Origin of the sequence: Vibrio sp. T13N (assembly GCF_032970445.1) — a bacterium.
Classification (GTDB): Bacteria; Pseudomonadota; Gammaproteobacteria; order Enterobacterales; family Vibrionaceae; genus Vibrio; species Vibrio diabolicus.
On record NZ_JAWJYE010000003.1, the window covers coordinates 205,058 to 222,850 of the forward strand.

14 protein-coding genes are annotated in these 17,793 nt (G+C 46.0%); 6 read left to right on the forward strand and 8 right to left on the reverse strand.

Going from position 1 to position 17,793, the window contains the following annotated elements; translation table 11 throughout:
* Positions 1-7: 7 nt before the first annotated feature.
* Genes R2S67_RS06380 through R2S67_RS06390 form a run of 3 tightly spaced genes read left to right on the forward strand, consistent with a single transcriptional unit; the run spans position 8 to position 3,789 of the window.
* Positions 8-991, forward strand: a complete 984-nt coding sequence (locus R2S67_RS06380; protein WP_182034924.1) for an ABC transporter ATP-binding protein — start codon at positions 8-10, stop codon at positions 989-991.
* 9 nt (positions 992-1,000) lie between these two features.
* On the forward strand, positions 1,001-1,993 hold the full coding sequence (locus R2S67_RS06385) for an oligopeptide/dipeptide ABC transporter ATP-binding protein (RefSeq protein ID WP_317342831.1): 993 nt from the start codon (positions 1,001-1,003) through the stop codon (positions 1,991-1,993).
* On the forward strand, positions 1,993-3,789 hold the full coding sequence (locus R2S67_RS06390) for an aminopeptidase P family protein (protein ID WP_005393487.1): 1,797 nt from the start codon (positions 1,993-1,995) through the stop codon (positions 3,787-3,789). Before R2S67_RS06385 ends, R2S67_RS06390 begins: the two co-directional genes overlap by 1 nt.
* Positions 3,790-3,949: 160 nt before the next feature.
* Here R2S67_RS06390 and R2S67_RS06395 read toward each other — a convergent pair whose 3' ends face one another.
* Complete coding sequence (locus R2S67_RS06395) at positions 3,950-6,394, reverse strand: collagenase (RefSeq protein ID WP_317342833.1); 2,445 nt, start codon at positions 6,392-6,394, stop codon at positions 3,950-3,952.
* Between the two features lie 302 nt (positions 6,395-6,696).
* On the opposite strand from R2S67_RS06395, the gene R2S67_RS06400 reads away from it, so the two are divergent.
* On the forward strand, positions 6,697-7,131 hold the full coding sequence (locus tag R2S67_RS06400; RefSeq protein WP_012841895.1) for a hypothetical protein: 435 nt from the start codon (positions 6,697-6,699) through the stop codon (positions 7,129-7,131).
* Between the two features lie 120 nt (positions 7,132-7,251).
* On the opposite strand, the gene R2S67_RS06405 is transcribed toward R2S67_RS06400, so the two are convergent.
* From R2S67_RS06405 to R2S67_RS06435, 7 genes are all read right to left on the reverse strand, one after another.
* Entirely contained in the window at positions 7,252-8,100 is an 849-nt protein-coding gene (locus R2S67_RS06405) for an ABC transporter permease (protein WP_317342835.1), read from the reverse strand.
* A 2-nt stretch (positions 8,101-8,102) separates the two neighbouring features.
* Positions 8,103-9,383, reverse strand: coding sequence for an ABC transporter permease (locus R2S67_RS06410; RefSeq protein ID WP_317342837.1), 1,281 nt, complete (start codon positions 9,381-9,383; stop codon positions 8,103-8,105).
* A complete protein-coding gene (locus R2S67_RS06415) occupies positions 9,380-10,501 on the reverse strand; it encodes an ABC transporter ATP-binding protein (protein WP_317342838.1) in 1,122 nt (373 codons plus the stop codon). Before R2S67_RS06415 ends, R2S67_RS06410 begins: the two co-directional genes overlap by 4 nt.
* A gap of 72 nt (positions 10,502-10,573) precedes the next feature.
* Positions 10,574-11,488: a dihydrodipicolinate synthase family protein gene (locus R2S67_RS06420; RefSeq protein ID WP_248380954.1), complete on the reverse strand. Its 915-nt coding sequence runs from the start codon at positions 11,486-11,488 to the stop codon at positions 10,574-10,576.
* Between the two features lie 56 nt (positions 11,489-11,544).
* Positions 11,545-12,519, reverse strand: coding sequence for an ornithine cyclodeaminase family protein (locus R2S67_RS06425; protein WP_317343036.1), 975 nt, complete (start codon positions 12,517-12,519; stop codon positions 11,545-11,547).
* 87 nt (positions 12,520-12,606) lie between these two features.
* Positions 12,607-13,680 (reverse strand): polyamine ABC transporter substrate-binding protein, encoded by a 1,074-nt coding sequence (locus tag R2S67_RS06430; RefSeq protein ID WP_104974200.1) that lies wholly within the window; start codon positions 13,678-13,680, stop codon positions 12,607-12,609.
* A gap of 123 nt (positions 13,681-13,803) precedes the next feature.
* Positions 13,804-15,060, reverse strand: coding sequence for an FAD-dependent oxidoreductase (locus R2S67_RS06435; RefSeq protein ID WP_317342839.1), 1,257 nt, complete (start codon positions 15,058-15,060; stop codon positions 13,804-13,806).
* A 109-nt stretch (positions 15,061-15,169) separates the two neighbouring features.
* Between R2S67_RS06435 and R2S67_RS06440 the strand changes: the two genes are divergently transcribed.
* Complete coding sequence (locus R2S67_RS06440) at positions 15,170-16,171, forward strand: 4-hydroxyproline epimerase (RefSeq protein ID WP_317342840.1); 1,002 nt, start codon at positions 15,170-15,172, stop codon at positions 16,169-16,171.
* Between the two features lie 21 nt (positions 16,172-16,192).
* On the forward strand, positions 16,193-17,725 hold the full coding sequence (locus R2S67_RS06445) for an aldehyde dehydrogenase (NADP(+)) (protein WP_317342841.1): 1,533 nt from the start codon (positions 16,193-16,195) through the stop codon (positions 17,723-17,725).
* The last annotated feature ends 68 nt before the right edge of the window (positions 17,726-17,793 follow it).

Consider the following 17,793-nt stretch of genomic DNA (forward strand, 5'->3'; position numbering starts at 1 on the left):
CAAACCCATGCTATCTATTGAAAACATGAACGTGCGCTTCGATACGCCAGATGGGCAAGTGCAAGCGGTCAGTAATCTCTCCTACTCGATTAAAGCGGGCGAAACTCTTGGGATTGTTGGGGAATCAGGTTCGGGAAAAAGCCAGTCTGTTTTCGCATTAATGGGGTTAACCGCGGACAACGGCGCCGTGTCTGGCAGCGCGATGTTCCACGGTGATGATTTACTCGCGATGTCTAAAAAGCAGCTCAACCGCATCCGTGCAGAGAAAATCGGAATGATCTTTCAAGATCCGATGACGTCACTCAATCCATTCATGAAAATTGGCAAACAGCTTTGTGAAGTTCTCATGATTCATAAAGGAATGAGCCGAAAACAAGCAAAAGTTGAATCGATTCACATGTTGGATGCGGTGCGTATTCCCTCTCCCGAAACTCGGATGAATCAATACCCTCACGAGCTATCTGGCGGAATGCGTCAGCGAATCATGATAGCGATGGCGTTGTTGTGTAAGCCCGAGCTGTTAATTGCAGACGAACCAACCACCGCGTTAGATGTAACCGTTCAGGCTCAAATTTTGACGCTATTACGAGACTTACAACAAGAGTTCAACACGGCTATTTTACTGATCACTCACGACATGGGCGTCGTCGCCGAGATGTGTGATCGCGTATTGGTCATGTATGGTGGTCAAAAAATGGAGCAATCAGATACCGAGACATTGTTCGCTCAACCTGCGCACCCCTATACTCAAGGCCTGCTAAAGGCTATTCCTTCTATCACTGAAGATATGCCACGTTTACCAACCATCCCAGGTAACCCACCAAGTGCGTTGATTAACCATCAAGGGTGTCCGTTTAGAGAGCGGTGCGAGCATCGAGAGACGCGTTGCCAATACGAAACCCCACGGTTTTCTCCATTAAACACGAGCCAGTCCATTGCCTGTCACGTTAACGCACCCAGTGTTATCACTCCTATTCAAATAAAAGCTTAAGGAGGCGTTATGAATAAAAAAGAAGTCCTCATGTCTGCTCGTGATTTAAACGTCCACTTTCCTGTTTCGCGTCACCTTATTCCAAGTCGACGTAAAATCGTGAAAGCGGTCAATGGTATCGACTTAGATGTTTATCGAGGCGAAACACTTGGCATTGTGGGGGAATCAGGCTGCGGAAAATCAACGCTTGCACGCGCCTTACTTCGCTTAATTGAACCTACAAATGGCGAGTTGACTTGGAAAGGTCAAGACATGCGCGGGTTTAGTAAGAAAGAGCTCTCCTCTCGACGTAGAGAATTTCAGATGGTGTTTCAAGACCCATCCGCTTGTTTGAATCCGAGATTAACCATCTCAGAATGCATCGCCGAACCACTGCTCACCCACGAGCCACAACTTAAACGGGCAGAGGTAGAAAAGCGTGTCATCGCTATGATGGATAAAGTGGGTCTCTTGGCGAGCCAGCGAAACCGCTATCCACATGAATTTTCCGGAGGTCAATGCCAGCGTGTGGGCATTGCCAGAGCGTTAATTCTTAATCCAGATTTGGTCGTGTGTGATGAACCTGTTAGTGCGCTAGATGTCTCCATACAAGCTCAGGTCATCAATCTTCTAGACGATCTTAAACAAGAAATGGGGTTAACACTGGTGATGATTGCGCACGACTTAAGCGTGGTGCGCCATATCAGCGACCGCGTTATGGTGATGTATCTTGGTAAACCTATGGAAGTAGGACGTTACGATCAAGTATTTGATGATGCTCAACACCCCTACACCAAAGCACTGTTATCTGCTGTCCCGATAGCTAATCCGCAATTAGCACGTGACCGTGAAATACAACTATTGCCCGGCGATCTTCCTTCTCCACTTAACCCACCGAGCGGTTGCGTTTTTCGTACTCGATGCCCAGAAGCCACAGAAGTATGCGGGCAACAGAACCCAATAAAAACAGGCTCGGAGCAGCATCATATCTATTGCTCAAATATGACTTTAGGAACCATTTAATGAACAATACTAACTCAGTAAACCAACGCCTTACGTTATTGCGTGAGGCAATGTCCTTTCACAACGTGTCTGCATATATCGTAACCAACAATGACCCACATAACAGTGAATACTCAGCGGATCATTGGTTAGCGCGAAGCTGGATTTCAGGTTTTACCGGCTCAGCAGGCGATGTCGTCATTACCCAACAAGGTGGTGGCCTGTGGACTGATGGTCGTTACTATATTCAAGCTGAAGAACAGTTACACGGCACAGGACTTGAACTGTTTAAAGCCAAACAACCAGAAACGCCGACAATTGCCAAATGGCTAGCTACTACGCTCCCTGAAAACAGTATTATCGCGGTTGACGGGCGCGCCATCAGTTACGCTTATTATCAAGGCCTCAAACAAGCCTTTGAAGCGAAAAACATTAAGATCATTCTCGACCTGGATTTACTCGCACCGATTTGGCTTGAAAGACCACCTCGCCCAAGTGCACCCGTATTCGAGCATCCCACCGCTTTTGCTGGCGTTGACACAGAAAATAAGTTAGCGAGAATCCGTTCTTGGTTAACCGAGAACCAAGTAGATAGCTTATTAGTGTCAACGCTAGATGATGTCATGTGGACAATGAATATTCGAGGTGGTGATACGAATTATTGCCCAGTTTCTGAAGCTTATCTAATCGTAGAGCAATCACTTGCGACACTGTTTATTGATAAAGCCAAACTGCCTCAAGACGTTGAAAAGTCGTTGACCGAGCAGAGTGTACACATTCGCCATTACAACTACGTAAGTCAGTATTTGAATCAGCAATGTGAGGGATTATCGATCGCTTTTAGCCCGACCCACACAGACAGCTTATTGGTGAGTTCGATTGAACAGAATGTGAATCTAAAACCAATGGCTTGCCCTGTAACGGCAATGAAGGCCATAAAAAATGCGACCGAACTAACTAGCCTAGAGCAGACATTAACGGATGATGGTGTGGCAATAGTAAGGTTTATGAACTGGCTAGAAGAGCAAGTTCCAAGCGGACTCGTTACAGAATTGTCTGCTGAGGCACAACTGAATCACTATCGCCGTCAAACCCGACATTATGTAAGTGACAGTTTCCGCACTATTGCAGGCTTCGCAGCTCACGGGGCAAAAATGCATTATGCCGCCGATGAAGAAAGCAATGCAGTAGTCAATGAAAGCAACTTCTTTCTCGTCGATTCTGGTGGTCAATACCTTGGCGGGACAACAGACATCACCCGTACTTTCCACTTCGGGTCACCGACCGTTAAGCAGCGCAAAGATTATACCTTGGTGCTCAAAGCGGTCATCCGACTGACTCAGACTCGATTCATGAAAGGCTCTACGGGTGCCAATCTTGATATCATGGCGCGTGGCGTCTTATGGCAACATGGTATTGATTACAAGTGCGGCACTGGACACGGCGTAGGCATTTGCTTGAATGTTCACGAAGGCCCACAAAATTTCTCGCAAAGCCACCACGAGGTTGAGCTAAAACCAGGTATGGTCATTACTAATGAACCAGGCGTTTATCGCGAAGGTGAGTACGGGGTAAGAATAGAGAACATTCTTAAAGTTGTAGAAGTAGAACAAAATGAGTTCGGCACGTTCTACGGTTTTGAGACCATCACTCTTGCTCCCATTGCGACCAACGCCCTTGATTTATCAATGCTAGATCAAGCAGAGCTAGACTGGCTTAATCATTACCATTCACGTGTCTATCAGGCGCTTAGCCCTTTTCTTGATGCGCAAGATAAAAACTGGCTGCAAAGCACAACCCAACTTATTGAGAAATAGGATATCAGCAAGTTTTATAACGTTTTCATTTTCATCTCAAACTCCTTGTTTGCCAGCCTTCGGGCTGGTTTTTTTTATAGAGATAACGGCGTAAAAACAAAAACGCCCCGCGATGTTAGCGAGGCGCTCCACTTAGTTTAAATGACGTAGTTAAATTGCCCTACTGACGACACTTCTGAGCATCAAAATCAACGACGATGGCGGCATTCTCAAAGTCACCAGAGACTTTAACGTAGCCCCAGTAGTTACTCTGATTTGACAACGTAATACACTCTCCATTACCAATATTATCTGACCACCCGTGAAGATTAGTACCATCCGGCCAACCAGAGTTACTGTATTCAAGCTTTAGGTTGCCCGTACCGTTCCCCGTCGTTATCGCCAGATTTGAGCTCTCATTCACCGCTGGCACGCTCAGCCAAATGGTTTGTTGATTTGCCAAGCAAACAGGCTCTCCTGCTGTTAGGCGTCCACCGCTTACTTTACTTTGCACCGCGCAGTCTTGTGGCAATGTGTCATTACCGCCCAACGTTGAGATAAAAACACTATGAGTGGCGGTTGCCGTCAAGCCTTCACTGTCTGTAACACTTAGACTGACCGAATACTCCCCTTCACTCCCATATTGGTGCGTCGGCTTGGTTTGTGTACTTGTCGAGCCATCACCGAAGTCCCATAAGACGCTGACGATCTTCCCGTTTGGGTCTGTACTGTTTTCACTGCTAAATGTAATGCTTTCACCGACTTTCCCCTTACTGTTTGCGGTTATGACTGCATTAGGTGCACCATTTGAGACAAGGGCTTGCTGCCACTGCTCAAACTCACTTTGATACAAATTCGCCCATTGGGTGATCGTGGCCTTGTAATTGCTCCAATTCCCTTGGCGTGTTTCCACCAGCATTTGGTTTACGTCATCTTTATGATTTTCAAACATAAAACGTACAGCTAAGTACCCCCAACGATAAATTCGATCGACATCAAACCCATCATAAGTAGTCTCGAAAATCTCACTTAAGGTATACGTCGAGCCGTCTAAAATCGTCTCAAGTGCTGCTTGGTTGTCATTTTCTTGAGCGACATACTCTGCAATGCCTTCACTCCACCACACTATTTTTTCAGTTGGATGACTAAACCCTCCATAGAGATCAAATCGACCATCTAAGTAATGCACGTATTCGTGCTCTAAGTTCCAGACAAAGTGATCCGCGTTCGCATAAGAGGCTTCATAAGCAATAAAGTTGGGAATATTCCCCGGCTGGGAAGGTTCGCCCTCCAAGTACATACCGCCATTGTCAGTACTAATATCGAAAATTGGCCCTGCGTACTTACCATAATCGGTGCTTGAATCGAAGATATTGACTTGGAGCTGAGTATTGTGGTCATCTTTTACTGGCTGTTCACCAGTTTCTAATGACTGATGAAAGTAACCCTCTTCGTAGCCCATTTTAGAACATGCGGCCGCGTGTTGCTCTTGCGTCATATTCTGGGACAATATTCGAATTGTCGGACTACAAGTATAAGTTTGCGATAGCACCAAGCCTTTTAGCTCAGTTTCGAAATTACAAATTCCGAACTCACTACAATCTGCGTAATATGAGGCGGTGTCTGCCGCCGCAAGCCAAACCGCGTCACCCCGACCATACATTTCATACTGTTCAAAGATTCGACTTAGCTGACTCTTCACCACAGAACTCGCGTTACCCGTATACTTGGTCAGACGCCCAATCTCTCGCCCCGCATTCGCGGCCATAAACTCATCTTCAGCACCGATTGATGACGCCCTTAGAGCAAAATCGCCTAAAGCTTTGGCAAGGTCCGTTTGGTTGCCAATTATTTGCACAAATTGCTCGTTCCACTGCCCACCAAACAAAATAGTGAAAACACCGTTAACTGCATTGCGCATATACCAGTGCTGGGCGTATTGATCATTCCAACGTGTAAGCCACTGGGTCACTTGCGGTAAGTACGCGTGCTGCAAGCCCGCACTATCCATAGTGATGATGACCTCACTAAGCACTTTGCCGTGACGATCGCTGTTCTCGTAGAAATTTGCGTTGTTAACAAACGCATCCACTGATTCTTTCACCGCTGGGGTGACCCATTCAATAAATGAGATGTTGTCATTGTAAAACTCGGCGTAATAACCCGCGCGTAAGTATAAGAACAACGTTTCGAGTTCATCGCTCCCGCCACCCGTATAACCCTTCGCCAATGTCGTAGTGTGCTTAGCGATGTTGTACATATGATCGGAGCTAAATACCGACTCTTGAATCCGACTTTCAGCAGAGAATAACTGGTTCACACACGTCGCGCCCTGACTTAAAATTTCGCTGATCAATTGGTTACTGCTTTCGGTAACCAATAGCTCCAAATCACAAGCAGTGCTCGACTCATCAAGGCTTTCAAGTGACTGTACTCGAGTTGCCTTAGAGGGCTGAATTGGGAGAGTTGCGGTTGGTTGGTATTCAACTCGATTGGATTCAACACCGTGTGTATGAACCGAATGTGCATGTTGCTCTGTAACTTGAGAAACTGGCTCGCTTAACGCAAATACGCCAGTGCTGGTTAATGTTGTCGCAATCGCGACACTCAAAATCTTCAGTTCCATCTAATTTCTTCTATATTGAGTTTTCCTTAGATGCATTACGTCTTTTGCATCGCCACTGCCCTTATTACTGCAAGAGCATCTCCATATAATCTACTCGCAAGACAAGAAGAAACATTTTGTTATCAACCAGATGTGGCGGTATCAGTTTTTGGTACTCGAGTTGCCGTTGTACGAGCTTGCCAGAAATCGATTTGCTTTAGTAATATTTATCAACTAGTTGTTTATCTTTCCATTCAAATACCTTTTATTGCTCCTCACAAAAGCTATAAAATGGTTTCTTTTCTTTTTGCTAAACAACTCCTATGACCGACGCTGATATCGAGCTACAACATCTTTGGTTAGAAGTCCAAGCCGAACGCTGGCAAAACCTGCCACGCTTTTTATTCAGTTACTACTGCTACAAGCACAACCTTATCAGTAAAACCAACAAAGTTTGCTGGGAGACGGCACGTGCAAACCTGCCCGCTTCAACATCAATAAAAGAGCGAAAAAAGGCGGTGGTTGAATCGTTAGTCCCTGAGGAAGCCGTCGTTGGGTTATTGAAAGCCATCAGCAAAGACGGGGAAATGACGTTTGACGTGATGGGAACTACACTTGATGCGTTTTTGCACTATGTTGTGATTAGCAAGGAAGAAAAAGCCCAACTTAAACCAAACATGCCAGCTAGTTGGTATCAGCAATCGAACAAGTCGCCTTTGGCACGTTTCGAGCAAGCTGGCATTAAGCTACAAGAGTGATATGTCAGTCATCGCTGACGACAAACACAAAAGAAAAGCGCCTACAATGAGGCGCATTTGTTCAAAAATTGAGGTGCCCCTAAACAAAAGTGCAAAGTGACCAACAAAGAAAAAGTCTGGTTATTCTTGAATGCCTCTAATGCGTACATTACGTCTACGTAAAACTTCTAATGTCACGAGCAAACACACCGACATAAAAATCAACAACGTAGCGACCGCCAATATGGTCGGACTAATTTGCTCTCGAATTCCTGACCACATCTGCCTCGGAACGGTTTTTTGTTCTGCCCCAGTCAGGAATAACGCCACCACAACCTCGTCGAACGAGATGCCAAAGGCAAACAAGCCGCCAGAAATCATCCCCGGACGAATCAGCGGAAAGGTAATGTGTCTGAAAGTATAAACAGGGTTTGCTCCTAAGCTAGCCGCCGCTTTTACCAGGCTATGATCAAAGCCGCTTAAGGTCGCAGTAACGGTAATGACAACAAAAGGCGTACCTAACGCGGCGTGTGCCAAAATGACGCCTAGATAAGTTTGTGATAAGCCAAGGCGTGTGTAGAAAAAGTACATCGCAGCAGCAGAGATAATGACTGGTACGATCATGGGTGAGATCAACAGCGCCATAATGGTATTACGAAAAGGCAAATTACTACTGGCTAAACCCAACGCCGCCAGAGTTCCTAGCCCTGTTGCAACGAGTGTCGCCATAAAAGCAATGAACGTGCTGTTTTTCAGCGCCAACAGCCACTGATCACTAGTAAACATTTCTTGATACCAGCGAGTAGAATACGCTGCCGAATCAAGGTTTAGCATCCCCTCGGTAAAAGTAAAGTAAGGCGTTGCATTAAACGATAACGGGATGATGGTCAGAATTGGAGCGATTAAAAAGAACAGCACCAACCCACAAAAAACTAAGTAACCTGCGTAAGCGACTCGCTCTACTTTTGATGCATAGTTTGGTAATGCCATGGTTATCCCCCTACCTTAAGGTTGTTAATGCCAACCACACGGTTGAACATATAAAACAGAACCAGTACAACGAATAAAAGCAGTCCACCCAATGCGCCAGCCATCCCCCAGTTCAGTGATGTCTGCATATGATAGGCAATCATATTGGATATCATCTGTCCGCTTCTTCCACCAACCAAAGCGGGCGTAATGTAGAAACCAATAGAAAGAATGAAAGTGAGCAAGGCCCCCGCACCTATCCCAGGTAACGTAAGCGGCATATAAACTTTGATGAACGCAATGAAAGGCGTCGCGCCTAGAGAACGAGCAGCACGGAAATAAGTTGGGCTAATTCCTTTCATTACGCTATACAGAGGCAGGATCATAAACGGCAGCAGAATGTGAACCATAGACACCACCGTTCCGAAGGTATTGTGAATCATCTGAATTCGCTCGGAAGTAAAACCCGACCAAATAAGGAGATCATTAATGACCCCTTGGTTTTGCAGCAGAACAATCCAAGACGTGGTTCTGACTAATAATGACGTCCAAAACGGCAGCAGCACAATGATTAAAAGTAAGTTCGCGCGTTTATCAGGTAAATTGGCAAGCAGGTAAGCAACGGGGTACGCCATCACCAAACAAATTAAGGTGATTGAAATAGACATCCAAAAAGTTTTAAAGAAAAGGTCGACGTATATTTGGCGTTTTTCTGGTTGGGGCTCAATGTCTCCAAACTCATTCACTTGCAAGTCTAGCGAAGCAAGATAATGACTGAATGTTAATGCGCCACTAAGATTCTTAAACGCCGCCCAATATTTAGGATTAGTCCATCGCTTATCAAGCTTGGCCAACTGTGTCACCGAGCTCGGCAGCGACGCCAAACGAGACAACTTTCTGCCGGTTTTCATGAGTAAACTGCGCATACCAGACTCTTCAATATTCATCCGGTTGGCTATTTTCGGTAGCTCTTTGCTTTGATAAAGCGCAAGTACTTCAACAGAGAATGCCTCAATGACTTCTTGATGAGGCTGACCTTGATAATCCCAACTTTCTAAGGCTTGAATAGTTTGTGGTAGTGACAGGGATATTTCTCGGTTATCCACGCTTCGATAAAGCATGTCGAGGATAGGAAAAGCAAACGTAAGCAGAATAAAACACACCAATGGCGTTGTGAGCATAATGGAGCGAAGCTTTTTTCGGCGCTCTGCCTTTTGCAACTGCGCTTTCAGATTGGTTTCTTGTTGATGAACTTGACGTTCGATTTCCAATACAGAATCTAATGCGGTTAGCTCTCGACTCATGCTGCTACCTCGCTACTTTGAGTTTGTGTCCCATCAAGAGCATGGCAATCCTCACTTTGCCAACCAATACGACAAATTGAGCCAGGCGTTAACTGCAAGTGTTTACGATTATCGTTAGGTACTTTAACGATGAATTGACCAACGCTCTCTACTTCGACGACCAGACGATAATGATCACCGTGATAAATCAATTCTCGTAGGACGCCTGAGACTTGGTTCTCACAAGACGCTTTCTCTGGTTGAATAACAATCTTTTCTGGTCGAATGGAAAGTGTTGTCCTCTGCCCTTGCTCAGAGACTCTGACAGGTTTCGCAGTAAATAACTCTTTCCCAACGAGCACTTGGCAATACTTTCCGTTCCACTCTTTGACTAAACCTGAGAGTTGGTTGTTTTCTCCAATAAACTGCGCAACAAACGTATTACTCGGAGATTCATAAAGCTCGGTAGGTGTCGCGAGTTGTTGCACTTCGCCGTGATTAAAAACCGCAATACGGTCGGACATAGTGAGAGCTTCGTCTTGATCGTGCGTCACATACAAAATGGTGATGCCAAGCTTTTCATGCAAATGTTTAATCTCCATCTGCATTTGCTCACGCAGCTGCTTATCTAATGCGCCTAGCGGCTCATCCATCAACACGAGTTTAGGTTCAAACACTAATGCTCGCGCTAGCGCAACACGCTGTTGTTGACCACCTGATAACTGCTTTGGGTATCGAGTCGCAACATGCTCAAGCTCGACCATTTCTAATACACTCTGAACTTTGCTTTGAATCGTGTCACTGTCGAGTTTTCGCACCTTCAAAGGAAACGCAAGATTCTCAGCAATAGTCATATGTGGAAACAACGCATAGTTTTGAAACACCATACCAATATCGCGCTTGTGCGGCGCGAGATGATTAACAGGAACGCCATCAATATAAATGTCTCCACCGGTCGCGGTTTCAAAGCCTGCTAGCATCATCAAGCAAGTGGTCTTGCCCGATCCTGACGGCCCCAACATAGTAACAAACTCTCCAGGAGCAATATCTAAGTTGAAGTCTTTCACCACTAAATTCGTGCCATCGTAGGTTTTCTTAACGTGTTGAAAGCTGACATAGTCCTTGTTTTCCGTGCTCATGACTTCCCTCTTCTCATTTTTGAATATTACGAATGAGTAGAGCGTCAGTTAACGCTCTACTAAACAGCACAATTACAGATTGTATTTGGATAGGTCTAAGCGGGTTTCTAACGCATGTTCAACCATTTGAATGACTTGTTGACGCTCTTCACCTTGTAAAAGTTGGCGTGGCGCACGAACTTGTTCAGATCCACGTCCGCAGACTTGCTCGGCCAGTTTAATGCACTGAACCAACGTAGGAATGGTGTCTAAACGCAGCAGCGGTAAGAACCAACGGTAGATTTCTAACGCTTCAGCATAACGACCTTGGCTTGCCAGTTTATAAATCGCGACGGACTCTTCTGGGAATGCGTTGGTTAAACCAGAAATCCAGCCAGTCGCACCTAGCATCAATGATTCAAGAGCGATGTCATCAACACCACTGAACACGGTAAATCGGTCATCAAATTTATTGTAAAGCTCGGTGATACGACGAGTATCAGTGGTCGACTCTTTGATAGCTACAATGCTTTCAAACTCAGCCAGTTTCGCCATGATATCGAGGTTTACATCGACACCATAAGCAACCGGGTTGTTGTAAATCATGATTGGCATTTCTGGCGTTGCTTCTGCTAGCGTGCGGTAATATTCGAACGTTTCGTTCTCAGACGTGCGGTAAACCATGGCAGGCATCACCATACAACCATCGATACCAATTTTGTACGCATCCTGCATGTAATCAATAGCTGCTGTGGTAATAGACTCTGCTGTACCAGCAATCAAAGGCACACGGCCATTTACGACTTCTTTTGCCGCTTGCAAGACCTGGCGTTTCTCCTCCGGGTACAACGCACAGTTCTCACCGACGGTACCCAAGCAGATAATGCCATTCACACCATCTTTAATCTGGTTGTCTATAACGGTTTGCGTTGCGTCTAAGTCGATTGACTGATCTTGACGAAATTGCGTACTGACCGCCGGATAAACACCTTTCCAATCAATTTTCATGAACTACTTTCCTTATATGTATATTGTATGCAATTTAAATGAACGAGCGAAAATGCTCAGACATGGCTATCTATGCCATTTTCTAACAACACCGCCTTTACAGCGGCCAAATCAGCCAAAGCACTGCCAACTGATTTGTATAAAGTAATGACCTCATCGTTTTGACGTCCTGAGATTTGTTGGGCGCAAAGCTGCGGTAATTCCCCTTTGATATCGTCTGACGTGAATACGCCCTCTTGAATTGGAATGAGAAGATCGCCCGCTTCGGCTAATACATTAATACGGCTATCAACATACACCTGTGCTCGTTGCACTGCTTTAGAGTCGCATTCACGCTTGTCCAAGTCATGATTACCGACCAAATCAATATGGGTGCCCGGCTGCACGTCTGCGCCATTAAACAAAGGCTCTGCTGATGCGGTAATACAGCTGATGATATCAACGTGTTTGATAACGTGGTCCACATTTTCTACGACTGAAACGCGAAACCGACGCTCATCAGGAAGCGACTGATACTCTGAAGATGACACAATGGCATCTACCGTCGCCTCGGCTTTATCTGAGTTACGCCCCCAAATATAAACCTGCTTAAGTGGGCGAACCGCAGCGTATGCCCACGCAAAATAAGGCGCAAGATTGCCCGTTCCGCAGATCAACAGACGATCAGCATCGGGACGCGCTAAATAGTCCGCTGCCAACGCAGAAGCTGCGGCGGTGCGCCAAAACGTTAAAACTTTACCGTCCACGAGTGCGAGCGGCTCACCATCGTTTCGTCTAAAAACAAGCAGCTTAGATGCAAGCGTATCTTTGCCTTGCTCGGGGTTATGCGGGAAATATGTAAAGGCTTTCACCGCAATTAACTCCTGGTTCCAAGCAGGAAGTAGCGCAAACGCCTCGTATTCTCCCTCTTCTAAGGGCATGACTCGGCGTTGAGGTATTGTTGCTGGCCGCAAGTACATTTCACGCATCGTTTCAATAAGAGAATTCATTGTTAAACATTGCGCGACTTGCTGTGCTTCGATGACTTTCATCATTTCTCCGAAAACATAAATACAGTTGAGGAAAAGTACGGAACCTCGCTTATGGATGAAAACTCGGCCCCATACACAAATTAACGCCTAGTTAAGCAGCCAGGTATTGAACTCTTCATTGAGTTCATCCGCGTAGTCTGACCACCATTCATCGTTAATCAGGAAGGCGGTTTGGAAGTTTTGAGGTGCGGTAGGAAGGTTCGCTAAAATGTCTGGGTTCACCTCCGCCGAAGACGACTTACGCGTAGGTCCATAGGCAACGTACTTAGCTTGATCAGCTAATGGTTTTGTTCCTGAAGAAAAAGCAATGAAGTCCAATGCAAGCTTTGTGTTCTCACTCCCTTTAGGTATCGCCCATCCATTCATGTAACCCATTTGACGGTCCCATATAATCCGAAATGGTTGACCCTCATCTTTACGGGCATTGTGAATTCGGCCGTTAAAAGCCGAGGCGATCACCACTTCTTTGTCAGCAAGCATTTGAGGTGGCTGGGCACCTGTTGTCCACCACAGCACTTCTGATTTGATCGTATCCAACTTAGCAAACGCACGCTCACGCCCCGCTTCGGTTTCGAGCAGGCTGTAGACCTCTTCTGGTTTTACACCATCAGCCAATAGTGCCCACTCAAGATTACCCTGAGGTTGTTTTTGCAATGCACGTCGACCTGGAAAAGTTTTTAGGTCAAAAAGATCGGTCAACTTGCTAGGCAAAACCTTACCTTTAAACGCGTCTTCGTTCACCGCTAATACTGTGGACACAACGATGGTATTGATTGCGCACTCGTGAATCGCACCATCAATGAAATCCTCTTGTGCTGGTGTTCCATCTGCGCCCGGAGGCAAAATACTTGGGTTCACTGGTTCTAATAACCCTTCGGCACAACCACGAACAATGTCCGGCTTGTCGAGAGACACCAAATCCCAGCGCACGTTGTTCGCTTCCACCTGCGCTTTAATTTCGGCTAATCCGCCGCTGAAATCCTCGGATACGATCTCAACACCTGTTTTTTTAATGAAAGGCTTGTGATATGCCTCCACTTGGCTCTTTGTGAATGCACCACCCCAAGATACGACCGTCAATTTGTCTTCAGCATAAGCAGAGGTCCCCAACAGCATTCCTGAAATCAACAGCGCCAATGGTGCTTTGGTCATTCGTGACATGTTTTACTCCTTTTGGTTGTTTTTCTGGAGGCATCCGAGTACGGCTGTTGGACACCAGTTTTGTTAAAATTAAGTTAACATTAGCATTTAATATATTTTATACAATATTTAATATTAAATTTTTCAGGCAAATCGTTGTAGTGAAAAAGGTGAAAGATCAATCGATGTCGGCTTTCCTTCGATAAGCTCTAAAAGGAGATCTGCCGTAATCGCCGCTTGAGTTAATCCAAGGTGTTGGTGGCCAAATGCCAGTAATACATTTCCATCCCAAATTCTATCAATAACCGGTAACGAGTCGACTGTTGAAGGCCGATTCCCCATCCACTTTTCTCCTTGCCTGAGTGGATGTAACCCCGATTCAAACATCTCATCACCTAACTGAAAAAGCATTTCTGAACGTTTCATATTGGGTGGTGACTCTACATCGGCATACTCAACAGTGCCTGCCAAGCGTAGCCCACCAGACATCGGAGTCATGATGAATTTTCTATCGGCAGAGCTAATAGGAAATGGCAGTACATCACGCTTGTCATCCACCATTAGGTGATAACCACGCTCGGCTTGAATAGGCACTTTAACTCCGGTTAGTTGCCGTATCAAAGGCTTAGAATGTACACCAGCGGCAACAATGATTCGGTCAAATGAATGTGTTTGAGACTCAACCAGCACATCGCCATTTTTCGCCAACGCAGATACACCTTTTTGTAAAACCTTACCGCCAAGCTCTTCAAAGGCTTCACTTAGCTCAGCACAGAGCTGATAAGGGTCTAGCGTATGACCTGTTTCGGGAAAAAAGACTCCGACACGAACCTTATGGCTGAGATCAGGTATCCGCTCTCGAATCTCCTCTTGTGTCCAAACTTGATACGTCACACCGTTTTTAGCCAGTGAGTTAAGCGTACTTTGATAATTCTGAAACAGTTTCTCGTTTTCAAAAGTGAGCAATGAACCATTCATTTTTATTAGATGTGCTTTTCCGATTGAATCAAGCACGCCACGCCAACTTGCCACTGACCGCTCGTTAAGACTCTTAATCGCGTTTTTTGCCCGCTCCGCAGCTGATGGCTTTGTTTGTAATAGAAAACGAATCATCCACCCGATTGTGTTTGGAATATCTTGCCAACGGATCGAAACCGGACTTTTGGGATCTAGCAGCATTTTAGGTAATTGTGGAAGCAGCGCTGGCGTTGCAAGAGGGAAGATTTGCTCAGTCGCGATATGACCTGCATTTCCCTTAGAGCATCCATTCCCCACGCCATTGGGATCAAAAATCGTGACTTGATAACCTTGCTGCTGCAATTTCAAGCCAATTGATAAGCCAATAATCCCCGCACCTATCACAGCGATCCTTTCCTTTTTAGTTTCATCCTTGACCAACATAAACATGCTCCGAGTCACACTTGAAAACGTAGATTGTATACAATATATTTTACATTACGTTAACATCACTATTGTTTAATTCAACCATTTTTTCAGCAAGGAGCGAAAAATGAGACAAGGAACTTTTTTCTGTATTGATGCCCACACCTGCGGCAACCCAGTTAGGCTGGTCGCAGGCGGTGTGCCTCCACTCGAAGGCAATACCATGAGCGAAAAGCGCCAATACTTTCTTGAGCATTATGATTGGATTCGCGAGGCACTCATGTTTGAGCCTCGCGGCCACTCAATGATGTCGGGGTCAGTTGTCTTGCCTCCTTGCAGTGATAACGCAGACGCTTCAATTCTGTTTATTGAAACCAGTGGCTGTTTACCAATGTGTGGCCACGGCACCATTGGAACCGTCACCACCGCTATCGAGAATCGCCTTATCACTCCCAAAAAAGAAGGCCGTTTGATACTTGATGTCCCAGCAGGACAAATCGAAGTGCACTACCAAACAAAAGGTGACAAGGTCACGTCGGTGAAGATATTTAACGTACCAGCTTACCTTGCCCACCAAGACGTAACCGTGGACATAGAGGGCTTAGGTGAGCTCACTGTCGATGTTGCTTATGGCGGAAACTATTACGTAATCGTCGATCCTCAAGAAAACTACGCCGGACTTGAACACTACTCTCCAGATGAAATTTTGATGCTTTCTCCAAAAGTTCGCGAAGCGGTATCTCGAGCGGTTGAGTGCGTACATCCAGAAGATCCAACAGTGTGCGGTGTTTCTCACGTGCTATGGACCGGAGAGCCCACTCAAGAAAACGCTACCGCTCGAAATGCTGTGTTTTACGGCGACAAAGCGTTGGATCGCTCGCCATGTGGTACGGGAACAAGTGCGCGCATGGCGCAATGGCATGCAAGAGGCAAACTCAATCAAGGAGAAGACTTTGTTCACGAAAGTATCATCGGCAGCCTATTTCAAGGACGTATAGAAGGCATCGCCGAAGTAAATGGCAAAGCCGCTATTTTGCCAAGCATTGAAGGATGGGCACAAGTATACGGTCACAACACGATATGGGTAGACGATGAAGACCCATATGCGTACGGATTTGAAGTGAAGTAATAAGGATAGTAAGGAAGAATGATGAACCCACAAGAACCAACCACTTTTTACGCAGTCAACGCCTTTACTGGTGAGCCTCTACCCACAGCGTTTCCGGTACATGGAGAGCAAGAAGTTAATCAAGCCGCCTCAGCCGCCCAAAGCGTTGCGCGTGAGTTTCGCCAACTAAGCAATGCAAAGCGAGCGAGCTTACTTTGCTCTATCGCCTCTGAATTGGAAGTGAAGAGTGAAGAAATCGTTGCTCGTGCTCATTTGGAAACTGCTCTTCCCGAAGCACGTTTAAGCGGTGAAATAGGACGTACCGCGAGCCAATTACGACTATTTGCCGAGGTTGTGAGATCGGGTAATCACCATCAAGCAATTTTCGATACGCCAAACCCAAACCGTCAACCACTGCCAAAACCAGATATTCGCCGTCAACAAATCGCAATTGGCCCTGTCGCCGTGTTTGGTGCGTCTAATTTTCCGCTCGCATTTTCTACGGCAGGTGGTGATACGGCTTCGGCACTGGCAACTGGCTGTCCTGTGATTGTAAAAGGCCATACCGCCCACCCTGGCACCAGTCAACTTGTTGCTGAGTGTATTGAGGCTGCACTTGAGAAAGAGTGCTTACCGCAAGCCATCTTCACGCTATTGCAAGGCAACAAACGCGCACTTGGCCAAGCACTCGTTACCCATCCAAAAATTAAAGGGGTCGGGTTTACAGGCTCAGTCGGTGGTGGCCGTGCGCTGTTTAATCTAGCTCAGCAAAGACCAGAGCCAATCCCCTTCTATGGCGAACTAGGGGCGATTAACCCAACATTTATTCTCCCTTCAGCCATACGGGCAAACGCATCATTGGCTGAAGAATTTGTGGCTTCTATGACTTTGGGCTGTGGACAATTTTGTACAAAACCAGGCGTTGTATTTGTCTTGAATAGCCCAGAAACGCAAGCCTTTATCGAAACCGCTCAAGGGTTAATTCGACAACAATCAACGACCACTTTGCTAACGCAAGGAATCCGAGAAACATATGAATCCGAAGTGGATAAGCGAGCTTCCGAAACAGGCATTAACGTCACTCGCTCTGAACAAGCAGAAGTGACCAATGTCGCACCAGTACTGTTCGTGACGGACAGTAAAAACTGGCGTAAAAACCCACAATGGGAGGAAGAAATATTTGGTCCTCAATCGTTAATCGTAATCTGTGAAGATTTCGATGACATGTTGAAACTGAGTGATTCACTGACTGGCTCGCTCACCGCAACCCTTCACGCTACCGCTGAAGACGAAGAACAAGCCAAGCAACTGCTTCCAAGTTTGGAAGAAATCGCCGGACGCCTTGTATTCAACGGTTGGCCAACTGGCGTCGAGGTTGGTTACGCTATGGTTCATGGTGGACCATATCCTGCTTCAACCAATTCTGCCTCAACATCTGTCGGGGCAGAGGCTATTCATCGTTGGTTGCGTCCCGTAGCTTATCAAGCTTTGCCAGAATCTTTATTGCCGGATTCATTAAAAGCGTCGAACCCACTGGGTATTCAACGCGCCATAGATGGCAGAGTCTCCCAATAAGATCACCAAATGGCTCAAAAAGGCATCAACTGATGCCTTTTATTTCACTCTACTTCTCAAAACCTTCT